The organism is Streptomyces sp. NPDC107581 (genome assembly GCF_055657175.1).
Window position 1 is genome coordinate 352,579 of record NZ_JBVKBH010000002.1, and the last position, 26,516, is coordinate 379,094.

Below are 26,516 nucleotides of genomic sequence, written 5' to 3' on the forward strand. Positions count from 1 at the left end.
GAGGGAAAGACTTCGCGTTGCGTTCCAGACACAGATGGATCCCGGCCCTCGCACTGGGCCTGTGCACGGGCGTACTCGGCGCCGGACCGGCATCGGCCGCGGGCGGGACCCCGTCACCGCCGGCCACCCCCGCGCCGACCGGCTCCCCCAGCGTCTCGCCATCACCGACCGGCACTCCGTCATCACCGACCCGCACCCCCACCACCACGTCATCGCCGACCCGTACCCCCACCACCTCGGCACGCCCGACCGGCACCCCCGGCGCCGCCCCCTCGGACGGGCCGGGCCTGAGCGAGGAGGAGACGTACTGGACGGCGGACCGCATGGACCACGCGGTCCCGGTCGACTCCGCACCGGCCCCCGCTCCGGCCTCGGCGGCGCCCATGCACGGCATCGCCGCGGGGGCCGCTGCCGGACACCGGCCGCCACCGGCCGGCACGCCCGAGCCGGAGCACTTCCCCGGCCACCCGATGGTGGGCACCTTCTTCTTCGACGGCACACCGCTGGGCGGCAAGAGCACGTACTGCACGGGAAGCGTCGTGCACACGGCCGCCAAGGACATCGTCCTGACCGCCGGACACTGCGGCATCGGCATGAACAAGGCCGCCCACCGCATCTTCGTCCCGCACTACCGCATCGGCAGGTCCGCCACCGACCAGCCCTACGGCGTCTTCCCGGTGTCCCACGTGTACCTGGACCCGCGCTACGAGAAGAACACCAAGAAGGCGACCTCCGACCTGGACCTGTCCTTCGCCCAGGTCGACGCCAACGCCAAGGGCAGGGTGGAGGACGTCACGGGCGCCCTCACCTTCACCACCACCAGCGGCTACCAGCACAACGTCACGGTCATCGGCTATCCCAGCTCGGACAGCGTCAACCCCGACCACGTGCCGGTACGCTGCCCCGTCAGCACGTCCCAGCTGCCGGGCTTCCGGCAGATGCGCATGACCTGCAAGGGCTTCTACGGCGGCGTCTCCGGCGGACCCTGGATCGAGGACTACGACAGCACCACCGGCACCGGCAAGGTCATCGGCAACACCGGCGGATACAACGGCGGCGGCAACGATGCCAACGACGACTGGGTGACGTACGCCCCGGTCTACGGCAAGGACGCCCAGGACCTGTTCGACGACGCCGCCGCCCACCGGGCGGTCGGCACCCGGCCGCCGTACCAGCCGTCGGGCGACGCCCGGCTGCCCGGCCCGGCGCCCACCTGGCAGCACGCCAAGCTGCTGGCCTCGGGAGATTTCCGGCAGACCGGCCACAGCGACATGATCGTGGTCTGGACCGACGGGGAGGTCACGCTCTACCCCGGCAACGGACACGGCGGCTACGACACCGAGCGGCAGCTGATGGCCCCCAACGGCACCTGGCAGAACGCCGGGGCCATCACCGCGGGCGACTTCACCGGGTCCAACCAGTTCGACCTGCTGGTCCGCTGGGTGGACGGCGAGGTGACGCTGTACGGCGACGTCGGCAGCAAGGGCCTGAACCGGGCCGGAACTCAGATGATCAAGCCGAACGACACCTGGAAGAACGCGATCCAGATCTCCGCGGGGCGCTTCGCCGCCTCGCAGTACGTCACCGACCTGGTCGTGCGCTGGGTCGACGGGGAAGTGACCCTCTACACCAACGTCAGCGCCGGCACGTTCGGCCAGGAGCACAAGCTCAAGGACCGCAATGGCACCTGGAAGGACGCCACGCTCCTGACCAGCGGCGAGTTCTCCGGCAATGAGAAGTGGGACCTCATGGTGCGCTGGACCGACGGTGAGCTCGACAACTACGTCGGCACCACCACCTCGGGCCTCGGCAAGGAACAGCGCATCCTGAACCCCAACGGGCTGTGGACGCACGACACGGTCATGACAACCGGCGACTACACCGGAAACGGCCGCACCGACGACCTCGTCGTCCGCTGGTCCGACGGGGAGACCACGATGTACACCGACACCGGCGCCACACGGCTGGGAACCGAGCACACGCTCGTCGCCCCGACCTCCTGACCCACCGCCCCCGCGTGGCCGCCACGCGGGGGCGACAGAATTCCGGGCCCCACCGAGCGGCCCCCGCCGCCGGCAGCCCGTGGACGTCGGCGGCGGCATTTCCGGCCGGGACCCCTGTCGAGCCGACCGCGTTCACGAGATATCTTGATGTCGAGCAATGTTGCAGACGTGGAGCGGAGCACCCGGTGACTGACTCGACCATCATCTACACCTACACAGACGAGGCCCCGGCCCTGGCGACGCATTCGTTCCTGCCGGTGATCCAGACGTACGCCTCGCAGGCCGGTGTGCCCGTGACCACCCGGGACATCTCGCTGGCCGGGCGCATCATCGCCCACTTCCCGGAGTACCTGAACGAGGACCAGCGCATCCCGGACGCGCTCGCCGAGCTGGGCGAGCTGGCCAAGACCCCCGCCGCCAACATCGTCAAGCTGCCGAACATCTCGGCGTCCATCCCGCAGCTGAAGGCCGCCGTCGCCGAGCTGCAGGGCAAGGGCTACGCGCTGCCGGACTACCCGGACGACCCGAAGACCGACGAGGAGCGCGAGATCCGCGCCCGCTACGACAAGGTCAAGGGCTCCGCCGTCAACCCGGTGCTGCGTGAGGGCAACTCCGACCGCCGCGCCCCGGCCTCGGTCAAGAACTACGCCAAGACCCACCCGCACCGCATGGGCGCCTGGACTTCCGAGTCCAAGACCAATGTGGTGACGATGGGCGAGAACGACTTCCGCTCCACCGAGAAGTCCGTCGTCATCGCCGAGGACGGCGCGCTGCGGATCGAGCTGGCCGGCGCGGACGGCACCACCACCGTCCTGAAGGAGTCCGTACCGGTCCTCAAGGACGAGGTCGTCGACGCGTCCGTCCTGCACGTCGCCGAGCTGGAGGCGTTCCTCGCCGCGCAGGTCGCCCGCGCCAAGCAGGAGGGCGTCCTGTTCTCGGTGCACCTGAAGGCCACGATGATGAAGGTCTCCGACCCGATCATCTTCGGCCACGTGGTGCGCGCCTTCTTCCCGAAGACGTTCGCGAAGCACGGCGCGACGCTCAAGGCGGCCGGCCTCACCCCGAACGACGGCCTCGGCGGCATCCTCAAGGGCCTGGACCACCTGCCCGAGGGCGCCGAGATCAAGGCATCCTTCGACGCCGAGCTGGCCGAGGGCCCGGCCCTCGCCATGGTCGACTCCGACAAGGGCATCACCAACCTGCACGTCCCGTCGGACGTCATCGTCGACGCCTCCATGCCGGCGATGATCCGCACCTCCGGCCACATGTGGGGCCCGGACGGCCAGGAGCACGACACCCTCGCCGTCATCCCGGACTCCTCCTACGCCGGTGTCTACCAGGCCGTCATCGACGACTGCCGGGCCCACGGCGCCTACGACCCGTCCACCATGGGCTCGGTCCCGAACGTCGGTCTCATGGCGCAGAAGGCCGAGGAGTACGGCTCCCACGACAAGACCTTCGAGATCCCGGCCGCGGGCACGGTCCGCCTGGTCGACGCGGCCGGCAACGTCCTGATCGAGCAGCCGGTCCGCCAGGGCGACATCTTCCGCGCCTGCCAGACCAAGGACGACCCGATCCGCGACTGGGTCAAGCTGGCCGTCACCCGCGCCCGCGCCACCGGCGACCCGGCCGTGTTCTGGCTGGACGAGGGCCGCGCACACGACGCCAACCTGATCGCCAAGGTCGAGCAGTACCTGGCGGAGCACGACACCGAGGGCCTGGACATCAGGGTCATGTCCCCGGTCGAGGCCGCCAAGCTGTCGGTGGAGCGCATCCGCCGCGGTGAGAACACGATCTCGGTGACGGGCAACGTCCTGCGCGACTACCTGACCGACCTGTTCCCGATCCTGGAGCTGGGCACCAGCGCCAAGATGCTGTCGGTCGTCCCGCTGATGGCGGGCGGCGGCCTGTTCGAGACCGGTGCGGGCGGCTCCGCGCCGAAGCACGTCCAGCAGCTGGTCAAGGAGAACTACCTGCGCTGGGACTCGCTCGGCGAGTTCTTCGCGCTCGTCCCCGCCTTGGAGCAGTACGCGACGGCCACCGGCAACACCGGCGCCAAGGTCCTCGCCGACACCCTCGACCGCGCCACGGCGACCTTCCTCAACGAGGACAAGTCCCCGACCCGTCGCGTCGGCGGCATCGACAACCGCGGCAGCCACTTCTTCCTGTCCCTGTACTGGGCGCAGGAGCTGGCGAAGCAGACCGACGACGCCGACCTGGCCAAGGCCTTCGCCCCGTTCGCCGAGACGCTCGCGGCGAACGAGCAGAAGATCGTCGACGAGCTGATCGCCGTCCAGGGCTCCCCGGCCGAGATCGGCGGCTACTACCAGGTGGAGAAGGCCAAGGCGGACGCGATCATGCGCCCGTCGGCCACCTGGAACGACGCCCTCGCGTCCCTGAGCTGACGCCCACGGCTGCGGCTCCTGGTCCGCGCCCCTGAGTGACACTGCGCCCCGGCCGGCACCTCCGGCCGGGGCGCAGCCATGTCCGGGAGGGTGCACCGCACGCGCGCGCCGCCCCTGCCCGGCCGTCATACCGGCCCGCTGCCCGCTCCGCTCGCCCGACCGTGCCGCTGCCGCTGTGGCTTCCGCTGCCGTTGCCGTTGCCGTTGCCGCACAGCATCGAGAGGCGCCCGGCCGCCCGGGGACTGCTGATCGGCATGCTCCCGCCCGTCCTCGCTCGGTGCTGGTGTGACACCTTGATCGTGCACCACGCCACTGACAACGCCCCCCCGGAGCAGCCCGTGACCGAGCCCGCCCCCGCCTTCGAACTCGTCCCCGGCGCCGCCGAGTCGCCCGTCCTGCTGCATGTGCCGCACGCCGCGCGGGCGATCCCGCAGGACGTGCGGGAGGGGATCGTGCTCGGCGACGCGGCACTCGCGCGGGAACTGGACCACATCACCGACGCGCACACCGACCGGATCGCCGAGCGGGCCGCCGGGCTGGCCCGGGTCTCCCCCTGGCTGTTCGTCAACCGGCTGTCGCGGCTGGTCGTGGATCCCGAGCGGTTTCCGGACGAGCGGGAGGAGATGCTCGCCGTCGGGATGGGGGCCGTGTACACCCGGACCACGCACCGGGCCGAGCTGCGTCCCTCGGACACGGATCCCGAGCCACTGGTCGAGCGGTACTTCCGGCCGTACGCGCGCGCGATGACCGAGGCGGTGGCCGGGCGGCTGGCCGCGACCGGACGGGCCGTCGTGATCGATGTGCACTCCTATCCGGCCGAGCCGCTGCCCTACGAGCTGCACGGGGCGGGTCCGCGCCCGGCCGTGTGCCTCGGCACGGACGCCTTCCACACGCCGTCGGCGCTGACGGAGGCGGCACGCACGGCGCTGGCGGGGTGCGGGGAGACGGGGCTGGACAGCCCGTTCGGCGGCACCTACGTACCGCTGGAGTACTACGGGCGGGACCGGCGGGTGAGCGCCCTGATGGTGGAGATCCGCCGGGACACGTACATGACCGAGCCCGGAGGGCCGTCCGGACCGGGTCTCGAACGGCTCGCCACCGCCCTGGCCGCACTCGTCAACGCCCTCTAGACCCGCAGCACCCCCTGGACCCGCAACACCCTCTGGACCCGCAACACCCCCTGGTTCCGCCGGCCCGTACCATCCGGCGCCGCCCCGCCCGCCCTCGTGGACGCCGTGCGGGCCTCCGGCTGGAGCATCCCCGCAGGACAGCGGGCGGGGCGGGTACCAGGGTGGATGGCATGACAGGCATCACCGAGGAGCCCGGCGCGCTCACCGCCGGGGCTCCGCCGCCACCTGTGCGGGACTGGCCCGCGCTCGACCTGGACGGGACGGAGTTCGATCCGGTCCTCGCGGACCTGATGCGCGAGGGCCCGCTGACCCGGATCCGGCTGCCGTTCGGCGAGGGGTGGGCCTGGCTGGCCACCCGGTACGAGGACGTGAAGCTGGTCACCAATGATCCGCGGTTCAGCCGGACCGAGGTGACGCGGCGTCAAGTGACCCGGCTCGCACCCAACTTCGGGCCCCGGCCCGGTTCGCTGGCCTGGGCCGACCAGCCCGAGCACAACCGGCTGCGCAAGGCGGTCGCCGGCGCCTTCACGGTGAGCGCGATGAAACGGCTGCGGCCGCGCGCCCAGGAGATCCTGGACGAGCTGGTGGGCGGCATCGTACGGGGCGGGCCGCCCGCGGATCTGGTCGAGCGGGTGCTGGAGCCGTTCCCGATCACGGTCGTCAGCGAGGTGATGGGGGTGCCGCCCGCCGACCGGGAACGGGTGCACGCCTGGACCCGGCAGATCATCTCCACATCCGGCGGCTCCGAAGCCGGCGAGCGGGCCAAGCAGGGCCTGTACGGCTGGATCGGCGAGACCGTCGGGGCCCGGGCCGCGCGTGCCGGCGAGGATGTGTACGCGCTGCTCGGAGCCGCCGTGGCGCGCGGTGAGATCGCGCTGCCGGAGGCCGTCGGCCTGGCCGGTCCGCTGCAGATCGGCGGCGAGGCCGTCACCCACCACAGCGGGCAGATGCTGTTCCTGATGCTGACCCGGCCGGAGCTGATGGAACGGTTGCGGGCCCGCCCGGCTGCACGCGGTCCGGTCCTGGACGAGCTGCTCCGGTACACTCCGCACCGCAGCACGGTGGGGCTCGCCCGGATCGCGCTGGAGGACGTGGAGCTGGCCGGCCACCTGATCCGCACGGGCGAGCCGGTCTACGTCTCCTACCTCGCCGCCAACCGCGATCCGGACGTCTTCCCCGACCCGGACGGCATCCGTCCCGACCGCGGCTCCACCCCGCATCTGGCCTTCGGCAACGGCCCGCACTACTGCACCGGTGCCGTCCTCGCCCGGCTGCAGACCGAACTGCTCATCGACACCCTGCTGGACCGGCTGCCCGCGCTGCGCCTCGCGGTGCCGGCCGAGCAGGTGCAGTGGCGGCACAAGACCATGATCCGCGGGCCGCGGACCCTGCCCGTCACCTGGTGACCGCGTTCACGCCCGCAGCCACTGCGTGACGATCAGTTCCCCGCCGGCCCGCAGCCGCAGCGCGAACGGGCCGCCGGGCGGTGTGTCGCTGGTGAAGCGGCCCAGGGTGTCGACGGTGACCGGCCGTGCCGCCTGCGGGCCGCCCAGCACCTCGATGCGTGCCGACTGCGGCGGCAGCACCTGGCCGATCAGCCCCTCCCCGGTGACCTCGACGTCGACGGTCAGCCCGCCCGCGCGGAAGGTCAGCATCCGGGGGGCGTCGGGCACTCCCCTGACCGGCAGCGCGTCCACGAGCGAGTCGAAGGTCAGCTCGGCGATCCGGGCGTCCAGATCGTGCAACGCATAGGCGTCGAGCGCGAGTTGGCGCAGCTCGGCGGGGACGGGGTCCAGGACGCCGGCCGCCTGCCGCAGCTCCTCCTCCAGCAGATCGCCGTCGAACCCGGATGCGTCGAAGTCCGCCTCGGGGATGCCGTTGTCGTCCATGCCGCTCACACCGCCCCCCGTGCGTCCATCCGGGCCCGCAACCGGCGCAGACAGCGCTGGCGCAGTGGCCCGATACTGCCGACCGCGATGCCGAGCGCGGCCGAGACCTCCAGATAGCTGGGCGGTGGCGAGGCCATCAGCACCCTGAGCAGATCTCTGCACCGGTCGCCGAGCGCCTCGAACTCCTGCCACAGCCGGCGGATGCGCTCGGCCTCCACCGCGGCCTCCTCGGAGTCGATCAGCGTCTGCTCCGGCGTCCGTTCCTCGCTCGCCCGGTCCAGTACGCCCGGGTCGTCGGTCAGCGTCAGCCGCGTCAGTCCTTTGAGCACCTTCAGGCACTCGTGACGGGCCGTACTGGCCAGCCAGGCACCCGCCTTGTCGGGCTCCCGGAGGCGGCCCAGGTGCTGGGCGAAGCGGAACCACACGGTCTGGTAGACCTCGTGAGCGTCGGCGTCGGAGAGCCGGTGTGCGCGCACCACCGACCACACCAGCGGACTCAGCCCTTCCACCAGCGCTTTCCAGGCCGCGGCGTCGCCGTCGACGGCGGACCGGACCAACGCGCCGACCTCTGTACGGTCCACGGCTCCACCCCTCGTGTACGGCACGTCATCGTACGCCGTGGAGTGGAGGATTCCGGCCCTCATACGGGCAGACCCGGGATCATGACCGGAACCTGACGCCAGGTGGGCGGGCGCAGCGCCGAAACGCGCTCCCCGCGCATGTCGGCCGAGTCCGTGGCGGAGGCCAGCAGTTGCGCGCGGGCCGCCCGTGGATCGCGCTCCTTGTGTGCCGTCATGTGGGCGGCGACCAGCCCGGCGACGACGGGGGTGGCGAAGGAGGTGCCGCTCCACTGGGCCAGACCGTCGAACATCACCTGGTCCGGCTTGGCCGCGGTGCTCTCCCGTGTCTCGCTCAACACGCCGGTGTGGTGCGGGAACCGGCAGGTGCAGGCGTAGTCGAAGCCGTACCGGCAGGCGTCGTAGGTGGAGTGCTGGTAGACGTACGGCACGGGTGTGTCGAAGCCGGTGAGGGCACTGGTCAGACGCTCGCCGGGGGCGTAGACGCGCACCCAGGGGCCGTGGTTGCTGAAGCAGGCGCCCGACGCGCCGTCGCCGCGCAGCGCGCCGACCGACAGCACGCTGTCCTCGTACTCGGGCAGGGTGGCGTAGGCGGCCGGCCAGAACGGGTCGTCGCTGCCGTTGTTGCCGGCGGCGGCCACCAGCAGGGTGCCCTGCTCACGCAGTTCCCGCATGAACGCGTCGAGGCCGACGAGTCCGTCGGCCGAGCCGTTGGAGGTGCCCGCGGAGAGGCTGAGGATGTCCGGCCAGCCGCCCTCGTCGACGGCCTCGAAGAGCCTGGCGCCGAACTCGGACTCCAGGATGGCGCCCGCGTCGTTGAGCGTGCCCCGCACGGCGATGTCGGTGTTGGGCGCGACGGCGGCGAGGATCCCGGCGATGAACGTGCCGTGGCCGACGTACTGCCGGAGCACTCCGTCGGCGGTCTCGCTCACCTGGGCATCGCCGGTGGTGTGGGCGAGCAGCGGGTAGGACGCGTGGTCGTGCACGAGGCCGGTGTCGACGACGAGGACGCCGACGGCGGTGTCCGGGTCGTACGGGTCCTCGGCCGCCGCCGGGTTCGCCGGCTCGCTGCGCGGAGCGGGCACCGGCTCGTCGCCGGGGCAGGCGTTGACCGCGATGTGCACGACGTGGTTGCGGCTGACCAGCCGGCGGCGCCCGCGTCCCTCGGCCTCCGCCAGGGCGCGCAGGGCGTGCGGCACGACGTCCTCGCCCCCGGCCGGGTCGCCGACCCGGATCCGGGTGATGCCGGCGCGGTTGGTGTCCGGGCCGGTCCGGCGCACGTGGTCGGGGACGAGTCCACGGGTTTCGGTGAAGTGGCTGCGCACGGTGTCCTCGACCAGGCGGGCCTCCTCGCCGTCACGGGCGAGGACGAAGCCCTTCTCGTAGAGGAACCCCGCGGTGTCGTCCGGCCCCATGGACAGCGGGACGTCGGGCATCGAGCGCTGGATGTGGTCGAACTGCTCGTGGAATCGCTGTGGTGCCATGGTGCGTCCTCCCCCTGATGCGGCGTTCGACAGTCAGAGTCGACCGACGTCCGATTGATACAGCGCGCGGGTTCGGCCGGTACAGCCCGAGGAGACCCCAGAGAACCCGTGTGACGGATTTACGCAGGCCACTACCATGCGAGGGGTGACAGCGGGAAGCGAGTCGGTCTTCGAACTGCTGCCGATGGTCTTCGCCGACCCGGGCGAGGCCCGGGCACGCGCGGAAGCGCTGCTGCACAGCCGTCCGTCGCCGCTGCACGCCAGCATCGCCCACCAGGTGCTCGGCATCTGGCAGCGGGACTTCGGCGATCTGAGGATCGCCCTGCGGCATCTGCGCCGGGCCCGGGACCTGGCCGCGCGCGCGGAGTCGGCGGAGCGGGAGGCGGATGTGCTCGCGACGCTGGGGGTCGCACTGGTGCATGCAGGGCGCACGCGCCAGGGGCTGGCCGCGTTCGAGCGGGGTGTCGCGCGGGGCAGCGGACACACCCGGGCACGGGTGCTGTACCGCCGGGCCTATGTGTGGTGGGTACTGGGGCGCCACCGGGAGGCGCTGGAGGACGTACGGCGGGCACTGCCGGTGCTGCGGCAGGCCGGCGACGACATCTGGACCGCGCGGGCGCTGACGCTGCGGGCCACGGTGCATCTGGCGGTGGGCGCGGTGGACCGGGCGGACGCGGACTTCACGGCGGCGGAGCGGCTCTGGGAGACCACCGGCCAGGAGCACGACAAGGCGGACGCGGTGGAGAGCCGGGGCCTTGCCGCGTTCCGCTCGGGTGACATCCCGGCGGCGCTGCGGCTGCTGGACGAGGCCGAGGAGCGGTACGGCAAGCTGGGCACGCCCACGTTCATGCTGTCCGTCCGGCGCTGCGAGGTGCTGATGGTGGCGGGGCTCGCGCCTGAGGCGCTCGCGGAGGCGGACACGGCGATCGCGCTGCTGGACCGGATGGGCGGGCAGTCCACCCGCAAGGCCGAGCTGCTGCTGGCCGCCGCGCGGGCCGCCCGCTCGACCGGGGACCCGGACACCGCCATCGCCCGCGCCGCCGTCGCCGTACGGCTGTTCGCGGGGCAGCGCAGGACCTGGTGGGAGACGCATGCCCGGCTGGTGCTGATCGAGGCCCGGGTGGCGTCCGGGCGCCGGTCGGCGCGGCTGGTCGCGGACGCGGCGGCGGTGGCCGAGCGGCTGGCCTCCTTCGGTTCGCCCGCCGCGGCGGAGGCCTCGCTGCTGGCCGGCCGGATCGCACTCGCCCTGGGCCGGACGGCACAGGCGGAACAGCATCTGGCGGTGGCCGCGCGCAGCCGGCACGGCGGTCCGCCGCCGGCCCGGATGACGGGCTGGGCCGCGCAGGCGCTGCGGGCCCGGGCGGCCGGTTCCGGACCCGGCGTGCTGCAGGCCTGCCGGCGCGGCCTGGACGTGCTCGACGACCACCGGATGACGCTCGGCGCCTCCGAGCTGCGGGCCCGGGCCACGGCGCACGGAGCCGAACTGGCCGCGCTCGCACAGGAGGCGAGCCTGGCGCGCGGCGGGCCGCGGCGGCTGCTGGAGTGGAGCGAGCGCTGGCGGGCGACCGTGCTGTCCGCGCCGCCCACCCGTCCGCCCGCCGATCCGGCGCTGGTCGGCAGTCTCACCGCCTACCGGGAGATAGCGGCCCGTGCGGCGGAGGCGCGCAGGGAGGGCCGCCCGGTTCCCGCTCTGGAGCGCGAACAGCGGCGGCTGGAGCGGGAGATCCGCTCCCGCAACCACCATCTGCACGGCGACGCCCCGGGCTACGGCGACCGCTTCGACGCCGGCCGTCTGCTGCAGCGGCTGGGCGAGGCGCGGCTGGCCGAACTCGCCGTCGTGGACGGTCAGGTGCACATCCTGCTGTGCGGGCAGGGCCGGGTACGGCGGTTCGCGGGGGGCAGGCTCGCGGAGGCGGTGGCCGAGGCCGAGCATGTGCAGGCCGGGCTGCGGCGGCTTGCACATCCGGGCGGTGAGGCGCGGCTGCCGCTGGTGGAGGCGGCGGGCCGGCGCCTGCAGGAGCTGCTGCTGGGCGATGCCGTGCGGCACCTCGGGGCCGGGCCGGTGGTGGTCGTGCCGCCGGGCGCGCTGCACCGGGTGCCGTGGGCGCTGCTGCCCGCGCTGCGCGAGCGGGTGCTGAGCGTGTCGCCGTCGGCGGGCAGCTGGCTGCGGGCCCGGGAGACCGAGCCGCCGCCCGGCGGCCGGCCCGTCCTGGTACGCGGTCCCGGCCTGGCCACGGGCGGCGCGGAGGTGCCCGAACTGGCCGGCCGGTACGGCACGGCGACCGTCCTGGAGGGCGAGGCTGCACAGGTCCCCCGCGTACTGGAGGAGCTGGACGGCGCGGCCCTCGCCCACCTGGCCGCGCACGGCACGTTCCGCGCGGACAGTCCGCTGTTCTCCGCGCTGCGGATGGCCGACGGCCCGCTGATCGTGCACGACTTCGAGCGCCTCGCCCGCAGCCCGTACCGGATCATCCTCTCCAGCTGCGACACCGCCCGTCTCGCCTCGGTCGGCGCCGACGAACTCCTCGGCCTGGTCACCGCGTTGCTGCCGCTGGGCACGGCCGGGGTGGTCGCGAGCAGCGCACCCGTCAACGACGCCGCCGTGGTGCCCCTGATGCTCGCCCTGCACAAGGGCCTCGACGCCGGCCTCTCCCTGGCCGAGGCCTTGCGCGACGCCCGCACCGCCCAGCCCGGCGACGCGGTCCACCAGGCAACGGGCTGGGCATTCGCGGCATTCGGAGCGGCCTAGCCCTGCACCGGCTGCGGCTGCGACTGCGACTGCGACTGCGACTGCGACTGCGACTGCGACCACAAACGCTCCGCCTGCCACCGACTGTCGGCCGCCGGCACCCGGGGGCCGACTCCCGGGGGACGGCTCCCGGGGGACGTGACCGGTCGCGCCCGCGTGGCGAAGCCCCACACCAACCTCTGCGCCGCACCCGCATCCCCAGCCCGGCAACGCGGCCCATCGGGCAACGGGCTGCACCTTCCTCCCGTTCGGAATGGCATAGCGCTGCACCGACAGCGACAGCGACAGCGACCACAGACGCTCCGCCTGCCGCCGGCACCCAGCCTCCGGCTCCCGGGGCGTGACCGGTCGCATCCGCGCGGCGAAGCCGCTTCGTGGCACGGTCACGGACGGGGAAGCCGCTTCGTAGCACGGTCACGGACGGCGAAGCCACTTCGTGGTGCGGCCCCGGGCCCCTTTCCCGGCGACGTCGTCGGTCGCGGGCGCGGGGCGCTCGGCTCTCAGGCGGATTCTGCCTCCGGCAGATCGCCCAGCCACGGCAGGGCGCCCCGGTCGCTGGCGCCGAGCCGGGTGTAGGCGCTGTACAGGTGGTTGCCGACGGTCCGGACGGACAGGGTCAGTCTCTCGGCGATCTGCCGGTTGCTCAGCCCGGCCGCCGCAAGGGTGACGATCTGCCGTTGCCGTGCGGTGAGGTCGCCGAGGACGAGCCCGGAGAGTGCCGGGGTGCGGGCGCCGTCGCAGCGGCGGGCCAGCGCGACCGCGCGGGTGCGGGAGAGGCGGGCGGCGCGAGGGTCGCGATGCGCACGGACGGCCTGGGCATGCGCCTCCGCCGCGAACAGCAGAAAGCCCCGTGCCGCCAGCATCTCGGCCACCCGGTCCAGCGCGGGCCCGTCGCCCCGGACGAGTGCGTCGGCGTGCCGGGCGAAGACCCCGTCGCCCGGCAGTCGCCCGGCGACCCGTTCGGGAGCGCCGAGGCGTACGGCGTCGTAGAGCACGAACACATCGTCCCCGGCGATCCGGGTCAGCGCCTGCGCGATGTCGCCGCGGGCCGCCGCCGCCCATACGCCCTCGCTCATGGCCTCGCCCGACTGTCCTGCGGCCAGCTCCAGTTCGCCGCGGCAGCAGGGGTCGTCCGGTACCGTCCGCAACCCTTCACGGGCCCAGGCCGCCGCCTCCCGCAGCTCTCCGCGCAGCCGGGCCCGCCTAGCGCGCAGGGTGGCGTACCCGACGGGCACCGGCAGGCCCTCGGCCAGCAGCCAGTCACCCACCGGCGTCGCTGCGGCCCGTACGTCGTACTGCTCCAACCCGGCTGTCAGGGAGGCCTGTTCGGCCTTCAGAGCGGCCCTGCACCGGTCCGGTGTGCCCGCCAGCCGCCGCGCCCGCAAGCGGCCGGCGCCGGCGCGCAGGACCGGGCCGTGCAAAGGGTGGGCGAGGGTGGCCGCGCCACGGTCGTCGACGTGGATCAGGCCGTCCTCCTCCAGGCGTTCCAGGACGTCCAGGTCGAGATCGCCCAGGGTGAGCGGCAGGGGCTCGGCGAAGGCCAGCCGGTCCAGCGTCTCCCGTTCGCCGGCGTCCGGCCGGTCCAGGGCGGGGGCGAGACGGTCACGGACGCCCGCGGTCACCGGCACCGGGCCGCGCCAGGCCCACTCACCGGTGTCCGGGACACGGGTGAGTCCCCCGCAGCGGTGCAGCGCCCCCACCAGATCGCGCAGCAGCCGCAGGTCGCCCCGGCACATCCGGTGCAGCCGGCTGACGGTGAGCGGCTCCAGACCGGCCATGGCGAGCAGCGGGGCGGTGTCCTCACGGGGCAGCGGCTCCAGAGTGAGGCGCGGCAGCAGTTCCCCCGTCCACAGCCGGGACACCGCGCCCGGCGCCGCCGCACCCACCGTGGCCGCCACGGCCAGGCGGGTGCGGCCGTGCACCGCGAGCTGGTGCACGAGTGCTGCGGACGCCTCGTCGAGCAGGTGCGCGTCGTCGACGACGAGGAGCCGTACACCGGACAGGAGCTGTACCGCACGGTGCAGCGAGACGGTGTCGGGCACCAGGTGAGCGAACGCGGCGAAGGGCAGTCCCCGGGTCTCGGGCGTCCCGGTCACCCGGGCGCAGTCCACGCCTCGCAGTGCCTCCGCGAGCAGCCGGGTCTTGCCGCTGCCGGCCGGTCCGGTCACCGCGATGCCGGGCCGTCCGGCCGCCAACGCCCGTCGCACCAGATCCAGTTCCTCCTCCCGGCCGGTGAACGGCCAGGGCAGTTCGAGTGTCTTCGCAGCCTGTTCGTAAGTCGTCACGCAAAGAGGAGCGCGCCTACTCAGGTTTGATACAGGGTGACTTGAGTAGCCCCCGACTCAGGCGTCCGGTCCCCCGGGGAGGCACTCTGGCTGTCCAGGCCACAACCCGGCGCCGGGGGAGCGGTCGGGGAACGTCGCCTTCGGGGGAGGGAGACGTTCCCCGACCATGCCTGTTCGCCGTGCGCCACGTGCCATGTGCTGTGCGCCGTGCGCCGTGCACCCACGAGGACGCTTCGCGGATGCGGTCGGTCGTGGGCCGGCCTCTCGATGCCCGTGACCGGATCCGGGCGGTACCGGGTCCGGGCGTGGCGAGGAACGGGGAACGGGGAACTTCATGAGGCGGCGCGCTCGGCCGGGGCACCGGCGTCGGGATGGGCGAGGCCCAGGTGGTCGCGCAGGGTGGTGCCCTCGTAGTCGGCGCGGAAGACGCCCTGCTCCTGGAGAAGCGGTACGACCTTGTCGGCGAAGGGGTCGAGGCCGCCGGGGGTGATGTGCGGGACGAGGATGAAGCCGTCGGAGGCGTCCGCCTGAACGAAGTCGTTGACGGTCCGGGCGACGGTGGCCGGGGAACCGATGAAGGTCTGCCGGTTGCCGGTGTTGATGACCAGGTCGCGGATGGACCAGTCGTTGGCGGCGGCCAGCTCCCGCCACTCGCGGGCGATGGCGATCGGGTCGCGGTACATCCGCACCTGGGCGCGTCCGCGGGAGATGTGTTCCTCGCCGACCACCGGGTCGACGTCGGGCAGCGGTCCTTCGGGGTCGTAGGAGGACAGGTCGCGGTTCCAGACGAACTCCAGGTGCTTGATGGCGGTGGCGCCGCTGACCTGCTGCCGGCGCACCTCGCGGGCGAGTTCGGCGGCTTCCTCGTCCGTGTCGCCGAGGACGAAGGTCGCGGCGGGCAGGATGAGCAGCTGGTCGGGCCGGCGGCCGTACTTGGCCAGGCGCCCCTTGACGTCCGTGTAGAAGGCCCGGCCCTCCTTGAGGGTGGCGTACCGGCTGAAGATCGCGTCCGCGCTCGACGCGGCGAACTCGCGCCCCTCCTCGGAGTCGCCGGCCTGGAAGATCACCGGGCGGCCCTGCGGGGAGCGCGGGACGTTGAACCGGCCGTGGATGTCGAACTGCTGCCCCCGGTGCACGAAGGCGCCGGCCCCGGAGTCGCCGAGGAAGGTGCCGCCGGCCTGGTCGGCGAGGATCTCGTCGCCGCGCCAGGAGTCGAACAGCTCGTGCGCCGTGGCCAGGAACTCCTTGGCTCGGGAGTACCGCTCGTCCTGCGGCAGGAAGCCGCCGCGGCGGAAGTTCTCGCCGGTGAAGGCGTCCCAGGAGGTGACCACGTTCCAGGCGGAGCGGCCGCCGGAGAGGTGGTCGAGGCTGGCGAACTGGCGGGCCACCTCGTAGGGCTCGTTGAAGGTGGAGTTGATGGTGCCGGTCAGGCCGAGCCGTTCGGTCACGGCGGCCAGCGCGGCCAGCACGGTGAAGGTGTCGGGGCGGCCGACGACGTCCAGGTCGTATATCTCCCCGCCCTGTTCGCGCAGCCGCAGTCCCTCGGCGAGGAACAGGAAGTCGAACTTGGCGCGTTCGGCGGTACGGGCGAAGTGCACGAAGGAGCTGAACTCGATGTGACTGCCGGCGGCCGGGTCGCTCCACACCGTGGTGTTGTTGACGCCAGGGAAGTGGGCGGCCAGGTGGATCTGCTTCAGCGGCTTGCTCATGGTCGTGCGATCCTCCGGCTCAGGCGACGTTTGCGGCATAGCGGTTGGCGGGGCGGGCGAGCCCGAGGAGGCCGCGCAGGGTGTCGGCCTCGTAGGCCCGCCGGAACAGGCCGCGTCGCTGGAGTTCGGGCACTAGGCGGCGGGTGATCTGCGGCAGGTCGTGGCCGGCCACGGCGGGCCGGAGCCGGAAGCCGGTGAGACCTCCCTGCCGCAACTCCTCCAGCAGATCGGCGAGTTGGGCGGGTGTGCCGGTGAAGATCCGGGCGTCGCTGGTGTACGGCTGCCCGGCGAGGGCGTCGAGGCGCTGGTGGCGGGCCACGGCCACCGCCGGGTCGTCGTCGAGGAAGACGACGAGGTCGCCGAAGATGTGCAGGGGCTGGTCGGCACGGCCCGCCGCGGCCTGCTCGGCGCGGATCTCGGCGACGATGGCACGGGCGTGGCCGGTGTCGTGCGGTGTGACGTGGCCGATGTCGGCCTGGCGGGCCACGAGCCGGTAGGGAACGGTGTCGTGGGCCAGTGCGGTGACCAGCGGCTGTCCCTGGGGCGGTCGGGGCGTGATGGAGGGGCCCCTGATGCTGAAGTGCGGTCCCTCGAAGTCGATGTAGTGCAGCTTGTCGCGGTCGACGAAGCGGCCGGTGGCCGCGTCCCGGATCTCCGCGTCGTCCTCCCAGCTGTCCCACAGCCGGCGGACCGCTTCGACGTGGTCGGTGGCCTCGTCGAACAGCCCGGTGACCAGCTCCCGGGCGGACGGGCTGTCGTAGGAGTCGATCGCGGGGATCGCGCGGCGGCCGAAGTGTGCGGCCTCGTTCGGCCGCGCGGTGATCTGTACGCGCAGTCCGGCGCGGCCGGTGCTGACGTAGTCGAGGGTGGCGATCGCCTTGGAGATGTGGAACGGCTCCGTGTGCGTGCACACCACGGTCGGCACCAGGCCTATGTGGTGGGTCAGCGGTGCGACGCGGGAGGCGATGAGCACGGCGTCCAGCCGGCCGCGGACCTGGTCGGTGCGGTCGTCCGGTGCGAGGAAGCGGGAGGACTGCGGGCCGAGGCCGTCCTCGATGGTGACGAAGTCGATCAGTCCGCGCTCGGCCTCGGCGACCAGGTCGGACCAGTAGCCGGCGGTGAACAGGTCCCGGGGCCGGGCCACCGGCTCGCGCCAGGAGGCCGGGTGCCAGCCGGTGCCGTCCAGGGCGACGGCAAGATGCAGGAGTGGACGGGAAGTTGAGGACACGTGGGTGCCTTCCTGGATGTCCGTACGAGAACACCGGCTCGCGGGGCAGGCGTCGGCGGCGGGCGAGCGCGGCAGGATGAAAGCAGGATGAAACCCGGGCCGGGGTCCGGGGAGGAGTCAGCGGCGACAGAGCGCGCCGGCCACACGCTGGAGGTCTATGTGCGGCCGGGAGTGGAGACGGACGGACCGGTACGGCTGCGGGACGCGCAGCGCTGGGACACGGGTCACGGCCGTCACCTCCGTCGGTCGGGAGCGGCGGGCCTGGTCGGCGTCCGCCTGGCGTATCTCGTCATGAGGAGGAACGCCCGGGCGGCGCCGCATGTTCCCGCGCTCCGACGCGACTTGCCCCGCTGTGGGGCGGACAGGTCAGGAGTTGTCCAGGAGCAGCCCGGGCGAGTTGACCTCGGCCCGTTCCACGGCCTCGTCGGAGGAGTGAGGTCAGCTTCGACAACGGGCACAACCCGGGCGGCACGGACCGTTCTGTGTGGCACACAAGTCGGTCGACCGTTCGCGTGGCAACGGCTGTCCGGGGAATGGACGTTGCCCCATCCGATCTCACCTGTGGGAACCACCGGGGCGGGCGGCCGCGTGGGCCGTCCAGTCCAGGATCCGGACGGCGGCTCCGGCGGCCTCCAGACCCTGGCAACGGCCGTGGTGGCGGCGGGCGGTGCCGTCGAGATCGAGGTGGGCGCCGAAGGCGGGGTGGGAGGCCAGGCGCCGGGCATGGGCCCACAGCGAGGGGTGATCGGCGATGCGGTGCACGGCGGAGACGTCGAGGTGGAACCGGTGCACGGTGTCCAGTTGCACCAGGGACACCCACAACTCGATGTCACCGGCGGTGAGCCGGCCGTCGACGAGGAACTCCTCCCCCGCCAGGTACCGCTCCAGCCTGCCCATCGTGCCCAGCAGCCGGTCGAGTGCGGCGGCGCGCTCGGCGGGGTCGGCGTCGGCGCGTCCGGCGTGCTGCGCCGCCTCCTGGAGGCCTTCGGCACAGAGCCGTTCGACGGCTTCGATCTCGCTCTCCGTGCCGCACGGATACAGGGCGGGGCCGCTCTCGCGCGGGAAGCGGTCCAGGTCGCGCAGGATGTCCGCGGCATGGGTGCTGACGATGCGTCCGGACCAGTCGTCGCTGAGCACCGGCGCGAGAGCCGGCCCGGTGTAGTGGTGGGCGCTCGCCTCGTACAGCGGGCGCAGGGCGGCATGGCCGCCGCCGGGACAGTCCGGGACGGCGGGCAGGAAGCTGACCGGACAGCTGCCGTCGAGACCTAGGAGGCGGTGGCCGATGGCGAGGCGCAGTCCGTCGGGACAGGCGGTGGACAGATGGAGCCGGTAGCGGTGCGGCACGGCGTAGTGGCCGCTGCGCGCGTCCCGGCCGATCCGGCCCCGGAAGGCGGCGGCGGTGCGGTGGGCGGAAGCCGGAAGGGCGGCGAGCGAAGTGGTGGACATGAATCTCCCCTGATGCGGGCGCGCGGACGGGTGTGCGGCGGAGGTGTCGTCGGACGGTGGGTGCGCCGGGCGGGCCCGACTCGACGGTCGGTACGCGCACGGCTCGGCGTGCGGGACGGGCACGCCTCGGTGTGCGGGACAGGTACAGCTGGGCGTACAGGAGTGGCAGCACGGCTTGGTCTGCCGTACGGGCACGGAGGCGGCCGCGTGGTGTGCCGGACGGGCGCGGCCCGGTGCGCCGTACCCACCTGACACGGCGTTCAGGTCAGGCCCGGGGCGGGCCCGACCGGGCGCGCGGGGCGGCCCGGCTCAGTGACGGGGGCTGATCGCGCTGCAGACGCGCAGCAGGTCGATGTGCAGGCGGGAGGTGAGAAGGGGTGCATGCAACGGCGTACGGCCCGCTCGGCCGGTGACCGTCCTCAGCCGCACCATGTTTCCCTACCCGTTCACTAGGATTCCCTCCCCTGGAGTGTCGATCCGGCGTCCTGCGGCGTCAAGGGGGTGTCCACGCACGGGACTCGGGCGGGTGACGAGGTCGGTGCAGAGGTCTCCTCAGGAAGTGCGGCATGTGACATAGTACTGACGTGGCAAAGCGACTGACCTGCGACGTCGTGGTCGTGGGGGCCGGAATGGTGGGCGCGGCCTGTGCGCTGTACGCGGCACGGTCGGGTCTTCAGGTGCGCGTGGTGGACCGGGGCCCGGTGGCCGGCGGCACCACCGGAGCCGGTGAGGGCAACCTGCTGGTCTCCGACAAGGAACCCGGCCCCGAACTCGAACTCGCCCTGCTGTCGGCCCGCTTGTGGGCGGAGCTGGCCGACGAGCTGGGGACGCCGATGGAGTACGAACCCAAGGGCGGTGTGGTGGTCGCCTCGACGACCGGCGCCCTCGACGCGCTGCGGAAGTTCGCCGAGACCCAGCGCGCCGCCGGCGTCACGGCCGAACCCGTCGACGCGGACGGACTCCGGGCACTGGAACCGCACGTGGCGCCCGGCATGGCGGGCGGGATGCGCTATCCGCAGGACGCACAGGTCATGCCCGCGCTGGCCGCCGCGCATCTGATCCGGGCCTGCGGCGCCCGGCTGCACACCGGCCGGACCGTGACCGCGGTGCTGCGCACGGCGGCCGGCTCGGTCCTCGGCGTCCGTACCGATCAGGGGGACATCCACGCCCCGGCGGTGGTGAACGCGGCCGGCACCTGGGGCGGCGACCTCGCCGCACTGGCCGGCGTCCACCTCCCCGTCCTGCCCCGGCGCGGCTTCGTCCTGGTCACCGAGCCGCTGCCGCGCATGGTCCGGCACAAGGTGTACGCCGCCGACTATGTGGCCGACGTGGCGAGCGACTCGGCCGCGCTCAGGACCTCACCGGTCGTCGAGGGCACGGCCGCAGGGCCCGTCCTGGTCGGGGCGACGCGCGAACGGGTCGGCTTCGACCGCTCGTTGTCACTCCGGGCGGTACGGGAGCTGGCAGCCGGGGCGATCGGCCTCTTCCCCTTCCTGGAGCAGGTGCGCGCGCTGCGGACGTACGCGGGTTTCCGGCCCTACCTGCCCGACCACCTCCCGGCGATCGGCCCGGACCCGCGGCTCCCTGGGCTCCATCACGCGTGCGGCCACGAGGGCGCGGGCATCGGACTGGCCACCGGAACAGGGCTGTTGATCGCGCAGGCACTGACCGGAAAGACGGCGGACCTGGATTCCGCCCCGTTCCGCCCGGAACGGTTCGGGGCGGGCGAGGCCCATCGGACGAGCGGAGGCGACAGCCCGTGAACCCCGTCGAGTTGGCCCGGGCCCGGCCGGGCCCCCCGTTCACCGTCACCTTCGACGGCCGGGCCGTCGAGGCACTGCCCGGCCAGACCGTCGCGGCCGCGCTGTGGGCGGCGGGGGTGACCTCCTGGCGCAGCACCCGGGGCACGGGCCGGCCGCGCGGGGTGTTCTGCGGGATCGGGGTGTGCTTCGACTGCCTGGTGACCGTCAACGGCCGGGCGAACCAGCGCGCCTGCCTGGTCCCGGTACGGCCGGGCGATGTGATCCTCACGCAGGAGGGAACGGGACGGGACGATGACTGAGCGACCGCATCTCGCCGTCGTGGGGGCGGGTCCGGCGGGACTCGCCGGGGCGCTGGCGGCGGCCGCGCGCGGTGTGCGCGTGACCCTGCTCGACGCGGCCGAGCGGGCGGGCGGACAGTTCTACCGGCAGCCCGCCGCCGCCCTCGGCGCACGCCGGCCACAGGCCCTGCACCATCAGTGGCGTACCTGGCAACGACTGCGGGACGATCTCGACCGGCACGTCCGCGCCGGACGCATCACTCACCTGACGGATCATCATGTCTGGTGCGTGGAAGGCGACTCGGGCGCCCTCGCGGTGCACGCCCTGCGCGGCCCCGCGCAGGAGGAGGGTGTCACCGTCCGCGCCGACGCCGTACTGCTCGCCACCGGCGGCCACGAGCGGGTACTGCCCTTCCCGGGCTGGACGCTCCCCGGTGTCGTGACCGCGGGCGGCGCGCAGGCCATGCTCAAGGGCGGCCTGGTCCTGCCGGGCCGTACGGCAGTGGTCGCGGGCACCGGGCCCCTGCTCCTGCCCGTGGCCACGGCACTCGCGGCGGCCGGCGCCCGGGTGGCCGCGCTGGTGGAGTCCGCCGACCCGAAGACCCTGCTCAGGCACGCACCGGCGCTGGCCGCGCAGCCCGGCAAGCTCACCGAAGGCGTCTGGTACGCCGCTCAGTTGCTGCGGCACCGGGTCCGCACGCTGCCCCGGCACACCGTCGTGGAGGCACACGGCACCGACCGGCTGGAGGCGGTCACGGTCGCCGCGCTCGACCGGGACGGACGCCCGGCTGCCGGCAGCACGCGTCGCATCGTCTGCGACACGCTCGCGGTCGGGCACGGCATGCTGCCGCACACCGACCTCGCCGAGACTCTCGGCTGCACCCTGTCGGGGACGGACGTCCGGACCGACGACGAGCAGCGCACCGACGTACCGGGCGTCTGGGCCGCGGGGGAGGCCACCGGGATCGGCGGTGCGGCCCTCGCCCTCGCCGAGGGGCACATCGCCGGACGCTCGATCGCCGCCAGGCTGCACGGCACGGCCCCCGACCCGCGCCGCTGGGCCCCGGCCGCCCGGGCCCGCACCCGGATGCGGGCGTTCTTCGCGGCGCTGGAGGCGGTGTACGCCCCGCCCGGGGGCTGGCCGGACGGGATCACGGACGACACGGTGGTGTGCCGCTGCGAGGAGGTCACCGCCGGGCAGGTCCGTACCGCCGTCGGCGCACTCGGGGCCGGCGACCTGCGCACCGTGAAGCTGCTCACCCGGGCCGGGATGGGCTGGTGCCAGGGCCGGATGTGCGGACCGGCGGTCGCCGGGCTGGCCGGCTGCCCGTTCACGCCCGGGCGGCGGCCGTTCGCCCGGCCGGTGCCGCTCGGAGTACTCGCCCGGCTGCCGGAGAACCGCCCGGACTGACGGGCACGAGCCCTCCCGGAGAGCCCGCACAACCGCCCGAACGCCCGCACTCGCAACTGACGCCCCTGCCACGCCCGGTCGAAACCTCTGCCACACACGACCGAGAGCGCGGCCCGCACAACCAAGAGCCCTCCCGCTTACGACCGAGAACTCGACCCGCACAGCCCAAAGCTCTGTCACGTACAACTCGGCCTGCACTGCCCAAAGCCCTGTCACGTACGGCCGAGAGCCCGGCACGGACAGCCGAGAAACTGTCGGGACACCCGGAAATCATCGGTAATATGTCACACCCTATTGGATTGGGGACAGTCATGACCCTCCTGGAGAACCGCCCCTGGCGCGGCGTCCTCGTCGCCACCGCGCTCCCGCTGCGCGCCGACCTCTCGGTGGACTACGACCGGTACGCCGAACACTGTGCCTGGCTGGTCGAGAACGGCTGCGACGGCGTCGTACCGAACGGCTCCCTCGGCGAGTACCAGGTGCTCACGCCGGAAGAGCGCAGCAAGGTGGTCGAGACGGCCGTCGCGGCGATCGGCGGCGCGCGGGTGATGCCCGGCGTCGCCGCGTACGGCTCGGCCGAGGCCCGGCGCTGGGCCGAGCAGGCGGGCGAGGCCGGCTGCGAGGCCGTGATGCTGCTGCCGCCCAACTCCTACCGCGCGGACGAGCGTTCCGTGCTCGCCCACTACGCGGAGGTCGCCCGAGCGGGCATCCCGGTGGTGGCGTACAACAACCCGATCGACACCAAGGTCGACCTCGTACCCGAACTCCTCGCCCGGCTGCACGGAGAGGGCCACATCCACGGCGTCAAGGAGTTCTCCGGCGACGTCCGCCGCGCCTACCGGATCGCCGAACTCGCTCCGGAACTGGATCTGTTGATCGGCGCGGACGATGTACTGCTGGAGCTTGCCGTGGCCGGCGCCAAGGGCTGGGTGGCCGGCTACCCCAACGCACTCCCCCGGGCCTCGGCCGAGCTCTACCGGGCCGCGGTGGCCGGGGACCTCACCACCGCACTCCCCCTCTACCGGCAACTGCACCCGCTGCTGCGCTGGGACTCGAAGGTGGAGTTCGTGCAGGCCATCAAGTTGTCCATGGACGTGGTCGGTCGCCACGGCGGCCCGGTACGCCCGCCACGCGTCCCGCTGCCGCCCGAGCAGGAGGCCGCGGTCCGCGCGGCGACCGAGAAGGCCGCGGCCGCGGGGCTCACGTGACGGACGACCGACGACGGACCACCAACCACGACCACGGAGCACGTGACGGACCACGTGACGGACGACTGACGACTGACGACTGACCATGGACCACGTGACGGACGACGGAAAGGGAACCCGGGATGCGCAGCAAGCTCGTGCTGCACGCCGTCGACTCGCACACCGAGGGCATGCCGACCCGAGTGATCACCGGCGGGATCGGCACGGTACCCGGTGCGACGATGAACGAGCGGCGGCTGTACTTCCGTGAACACCACGACCCCATCAAGCAGTTGCTGATGAACGAGCCGCGCGGGCACTCCGCGATGAGCGGTGCGATCCTGCAGCCGCCGAGCCGCCCCGACTGCGACTGGGGCGTGCTCTACATCGAGGTCTCCGGCTATCTGCCCATGTGCGGGCACGGCACGATCGGCGTGGCGACCGTGCTGGTCGAGACCGGCATGGTCGAGGTGGTGGAGCCGGTGACCACGATCCGCCTGGACACCCCCGCGGGGGTCGTGGTCGCCGAGGTGGCGGTCGAGAACGGTGCCGCCACGAACGTCACCTTGCGCAATGTGCCGTCCTTCAGTGCCGGACTGGACCGCAAGGCGGTTCTCGCCGACGGGCGGACGGTGACGTACGACCTCGCCTACGGCGGCAACTTCTACGCCATCCTGCCGCTGGAGGAGTTCGGTCTGCCCTTCGACCGGTCCCGCAAGGACGACATCCTCGCCGCCGGGCTGTCGCTGATGGAGGCGATCAACACCGGGGAGGAGCCGGTTCACCCACAGGACCCGTCCATCCGCGGCTGCCACCACGTCCATCTGTACGCGCCCGGCGCCACCGCCCGCCACTCGCGGCATGCGATGGCCATCCACCCCGGCTGGTTCGACCGCTCACCCTGCGGCACGGGCACGAGCGCGCGGATGGCACAACTGTACGCGCGGGGCGAACTGCCGCTGCACACCGAGTTCGTGAACGAGTCCTTCATCGGCACCCGGTTCACCGGCCGGCTGCTCGGCACGACCGAGGTCGCCGGGATCCCCGCCGTCCTGCCGAGCTTCACCGGCCGCGCCTGGATCACCGGGACGGCCCAGTACCTGCTCGATCCCACCGATCCGTTCCCGCAAGGGTTCGTCCTCTAGAATTCGATGATGCGTGACATGGCACAGAAACCGCAGGCTGCGGAGACACCCGCGCTCCCCCGCCTCGGCGGCCGGCGGAGCAGCTACCGCGAGCGGGTCGCCGACGCGCTGCGGGCCGCGCTGATCGCGGGCGAGCTACGGCCGGGCGAGGTCTACTCGGCACCCTCGCTCGCCGCGCGCTTCGGCGTCTCGGCGACGCCGGTGCGGGAGGCGATGCTGGACCTGGCCAAGGAGGGCCTGGTCGACACGGTGCCCAACAAGGGTTTCCGGGTCACCGCCGTCTCCGACAAGCAGTTGGACGAGTACACCCACATCCGGGCGCTGATCGAGATCCCCACCGTGGTGGACCTGGCCCGCACGGCCGACCGGGTCTCGCTGGAGGCACTACGGCCGGCGGCTCGGGAGATCGTCAGCGCCGCGGTGGCCGGTGACCTGATCGCCTACGTCGAGGCCGACACCCGCTTCCACCTGGGCCTGCTCGCCCTGGCCGGCAACGGACACCTGGTGGAGGTGGTCGAGGACCTGCGCAAGCGCTCCCGCCTGTACGGCCTGACCGCCCTGGTCGAGGCGGGCCGTCTGCTGGCCTCGGCCGAGGAGCACCTGGAACTCCTGGACGCGCTGCTGGAGCGCGACGAGAAGGCCGTGCGGGAGATCATGACCCGGCACCTGGGCCATGTGCGCGGCCTGTGGGCGGCCCAGGACTGACCACACTTCCCGGCCCGCTTCCCGGCCCTCTTCCCACTCGACCGGCATGCTCGCATCCGGGCCGACGCAGGCACCTCTCCGCCGGCATGCTCGCTCCCCCGACCGGCGCCCTCGCCTCTCCCCGGCTCAACCGGCTCTCGGCCGGCCGGGGTGATCGCGACCTCGACGTGCGGCCCGGCGCGCGGCCGCACGCGGGCGTCAGCCGCTGACGAACTGCGCGACGAGACTGATGGCGGTGGCGAGGATGCTGGTGCCGAAGACGTACGACACCAGCGTGTGCCGCAGCACGATGGAGCGGATGGCCGCGCTCGACACGGACGTGTCGGACACCTGGTAGGTCATGCCGAGGTTGTAGCTGAAGTAGAAGAAGTCGCGGTACGCCGGCGGCCGGTCGGAATTGAAGTCGATGCCGCCCGAGGTGGCGTAGTAGACGTAGGCGTAGCGGGTCGCGTACATCAGATGCAGGGCGGCCCAGGCCATGAACACCCCGAACAGGGCGGTAGCGGCGCCGATGTGGCCGGTGTCCGACCTGCCGATCAGGAGCAGCAGCACGATGGCGAGCAGCGCGCACGCGGCGACCGCCACGACCACGAGTTCCTCGAGGAGGGGCCGCAGGTCCTCACGCCGGGCGTTGCGGTGGGTGGCGGTGGCGTCCATGGGCCACAGCACGAGCCAGCCCGCCAGCACGAAGGCCAGTTGCGTCACGGCGATTCCTGCCAGCGCGCCCAGCGGTGGCCGGGTCGTCAGTCCGACGGCGATGCCGACGACGGCCCCGAGGGCGACCGCACCGGCCAGACGGGGCACGGCGTCCAGCGGCAAGGAGGTGCTCATGCGCCACGAGCGTAGTTCCGGCGCCGCCGGACGGGCGGGGACATGCCGTACGGGGGTGACGCAAACGGCGAAGGGTCGCGCAAGGAACCTCAAGCACGACCCTCGACCTGCGACTCCCACAGGTCGGGACGACAGGATGTGAACCTGCGCCCCCATGTCCGCGGTCAAGTGCGCTGCCCATGTGGCTGATTGGCCGCCTGCCCGACGGGTCCCGAGCAGGCGGCCGACTCAGATTGCGCACGGCAGAGTTGAGCCAGGTCGGCCGCCCGCCCGGAGTGCATGAGCCGACG

General features: G+C 72.9%; 21 protein-coding genes. 11 read left to right on the forward strand and 10 right to left on the reverse strand.

The features are described from left to right. Window positions 1–17 precede the first annotated feature (17 nt). The 4 genes from ACZ7P3_RS05105 (at window position 18) to ACZ7P3_RS05120 (ending at window position 6,944) form a co-directional block, all read left to right on the forward strand. Window positions 18–2,003: a trypsin-like serine peptidase gene (locus ACZ7P3_RS05105; protein WP_472079034.1), complete on the forward strand. Its 1,986-nt coding sequence runs from the start codon at window positions 18–20 to the stop codon at window positions 2,001–2,003. Between the two features lie 185 nt (window positions 2,004–2,188). Next, window positions 2,189–4,408, forward strand: a complete 2,220-nt coding sequence (locus tag ACZ7P3_RS05110; protein ID WP_472079035.1) for an NADP-dependent isocitrate dehydrogenase — start codon at window positions 2,189–2,191, stop codon at window positions 4,406–4,408. A gap of 338 nt (window positions 4,409–4,746) precedes the next feature. Beyond that, window positions 4,747–5,538 carry an N-formylglutamate amidohydrolase gene (locus tag ACZ7P3_RS05115; protein ID WP_472079036.1) on the forward strand — a complete coding sequence of 264 codons (792 nt, stop codon included), beginning with the start codon at window positions 4,747–4,749 and terminating at the stop codon, window positions 5,536–5,538. A 170-nt stretch (window positions 5,539–5,708) separates the two neighbouring features. After that, window positions 5,709–6,944 (forward strand): cytochrome P450, encoded by a 1,236-nt coding sequence (locus ACZ7P3_RS05120; protein ID WP_472079037.1) that lies wholly within the window; start codon window positions 5,709–5,711, stop codon window positions 6,942–6,944. A gap of 6 nt (window positions 6,945–6,950) precedes the next feature. Here the strand turns inward: ACZ7P3_RS05120 and ACZ7P3_RS05125 are convergent, their stop codons facing one another. The 3 genes from ACZ7P3_RS05125 to ACZ7P3_RS05135 are packed head-to-tail and all read right to left on the reverse strand — an operon-like array spanning window position 6,951 to window position 9,489. Then, window positions 6,951–7,427: a hypothetical protein gene (locus ACZ7P3_RS05125; RefSeq protein WP_472079038.1), complete on the reverse strand. Its 477-nt coding sequence runs from the start codon at window positions 7,425–7,427 to the stop codon at window positions 6,951–6,953. Between the two features lie 5 nt (window positions 7,428–7,432). Then, window positions 7,433–8,071 carry an RNA polymerase sigma factor gene (locus ACZ7P3_RS05130; protein WP_472079039.1) on the reverse strand — a complete coding sequence of 213 codons (639 nt, stop codon included), beginning with the start codon at window positions 8,069–8,071 and terminating at the stop codon, window positions 7,433–7,435. Then, window positions 8,068–9,489 (reverse strand): S8 family peptidase, encoded by a 1,422-nt coding sequence (locus ACZ7P3_RS05135; protein WP_472079040.1) that lies wholly within the window; start codon window positions 9,487–9,489, stop codon window positions 8,068–8,070. The genes ACZ7P3_RS05130 and ACZ7P3_RS05135 overlap by 4 nt, the downstream gene beginning before the upstream one ends. A 136-nt stretch (window positions 9,490–9,625) precedes the next feature. Between ACZ7P3_RS05135 and ACZ7P3_RS05140 the strand changes: the two genes are divergently transcribed. Then, window positions 9,626–12,238, forward strand: coding sequence for a CHAT domain-containing protein (locus ACZ7P3_RS05140; RefSeq protein ID WP_472079041.1), 2,613 nt, complete (start codon window positions 9,626–9,628; stop codon window positions 12,236–12,238). 500 nt (window positions 12,239–12,738) lie between these two features. Here the strand turns inward: ACZ7P3_RS05140 and ACZ7P3_RS05145 are convergent, their stop codons facing one another. The 6 genes from ACZ7P3_RS05145 to ACZ7P3_RS05170 form a co-directional block, all read right to left on the reverse strand. Next, complete coding sequence (locus tag ACZ7P3_RS05145) at window positions 12,739–14,523, reverse strand: LuxR family transcriptional regulator AbsR2 (protein ID WP_472079042.1); 1,785 nt, start codon at window positions 14,521–14,523, stop codon at window positions 12,739–12,741. A gap of 332 nt (window positions 14,524–14,855) precedes the next feature. Continuing rightward, window positions 14,856–16,232 carry an NtaA/DmoA family FMN-dependent monooxygenase gene (locus ACZ7P3_RS05150; RefSeq protein WP_472079043.1) on the reverse strand — a complete coding sequence of 459 codons (1,377 nt, stop codon included), beginning with the start codon at window positions 16,230–16,232 and terminating at the stop codon, window positions 14,856–14,858. A gap of 19 nt (window positions 16,233–16,251) precedes the next feature. Further along, a complete protein-coding gene (locus ACZ7P3_RS05155) occupies window positions 16,252–17,460 on the reverse strand; it encodes an LLM class flavin-dependent oxidoreductase (protein ID WP_472079044.1) in 1,209 nt (402 codons plus the stop codon). A gap of 117 nt (window positions 17,461–17,577) precedes the next feature. Then, window positions 17,578–17,781, reverse strand: coding sequence for a putative leader peptide (locus tag ACZ7P3_RS05160; RefSeq protein ID WP_472079045.1), 204 nt, complete (start codon window positions 17,779–17,781; stop codon window positions 17,578–17,580). Window positions 17,782–18,015: 234 nt separating this feature from the next. Next, on the reverse strand, window positions 18,016–18,906 hold the full coding sequence (locus ACZ7P3_RS05165) for a glutathione S-transferase C-terminal domain-containing protein (protein WP_472079046.1): 891 nt from the start codon (window positions 18,904–18,906) through the stop codon (window positions 18,016–18,018). Window positions 18,907–19,215: 309 nt separating this feature from the next. Further along, complete coding sequence (locus ACZ7P3_RS05170) at window positions 19,216–19,338, reverse strand: putative leader peptide (RefSeq protein ID WP_472079047.1); 123 nt, start codon at window positions 19,336–19,338, stop codon at window positions 19,216–19,218. A 152-nt stretch (window positions 19,339–19,490) separates the two neighbouring features. On the opposite strand from ACZ7P3_RS05170, the gene ACZ7P3_RS05175 reads away from it, so the two are divergent. From ACZ7P3_RS05175 to ACZ7P3_RS05200, 6 genes are all read left to right on the forward strand, one after another. After that, window positions 19,491–20,669, forward strand: a complete 1,179-nt coding sequence (locus ACZ7P3_RS05175; RefSeq protein ID WP_472079048.1) for an NAD(P)/FAD-dependent oxidoreductase — start codon at window positions 19,491–19,493, stop codon at window positions 20,667–20,669. Beyond that, window positions 20,666–20,968, forward strand: a complete 303-nt coding sequence (locus ACZ7P3_RS05180; RefSeq protein ID WP_472079049.1) for a (2Fe-2S)-binding protein — start codon at window positions 20,666–20,668, stop codon at window positions 20,966–20,968. The genes ACZ7P3_RS05175 and ACZ7P3_RS05180 overlap by 4 nt, the downstream gene beginning before the upstream one ends. Beyond that, a complete protein-coding gene (locus ACZ7P3_RS05185; protein ID WP_472079050.1) occupies window positions 20,961–22,358 on the forward strand; it encodes an FAD/NAD(P)-dependent oxidoreductase in 1,398 nt (465 codons plus the stop codon). Before ACZ7P3_RS05180 ends, ACZ7P3_RS05185 begins: the two co-directional genes overlap by 8 nt. Before the next feature lie 311 nt (window positions 22,359–22,669). Further along, window positions 22,670–23,566 (forward strand): dihydrodipicolinate synthase family protein, encoded by an 897-nt coding sequence (locus ACZ7P3_RS05190; RefSeq protein WP_472079051.1) that lies wholly within the window; start codon window positions 22,670–22,672, stop codon window positions 23,564–23,566. A 122-nt stretch (window positions 23,567–23,688) separates the two neighbouring features. Beyond that, window positions 23,689–24,690 carry a proline racemase family protein gene (locus ACZ7P3_RS05195; protein ID WP_472079052.1) on the forward strand — a complete coding sequence of 334 codons (1,002 nt, stop codon included), beginning with the start codon at window positions 23,689–23,691 and terminating at the stop codon, window positions 24,688–24,690. A gap of 6 nt (window positions 24,691–24,696) precedes the next feature. After that, a complete protein-coding gene (locus ACZ7P3_RS05200; RefSeq protein ID WP_472079053.1) occupies window positions 24,697–25,395 on the forward strand; it encodes a GntR family transcriptional regulator in 699 nt (232 codons plus the stop codon). 198 nt (window positions 25,396–25,593) lie between these two features. Here the strand turns inward: ACZ7P3_RS05200 and ACZ7P3_RS05205 are convergent, their stop codons facing one another. Continuing rightward, entirely contained in the window at window positions 25,594–26,226 is a 633-nt protein-coding gene (locus ACZ7P3_RS05205) for a DUF1345 domain-containing protein (RefSeq protein ID WP_472079054.1), read from the reverse strand. Between the last annotated feature and the right edge of the window lie 290 nt (window positions 26,227–26,516).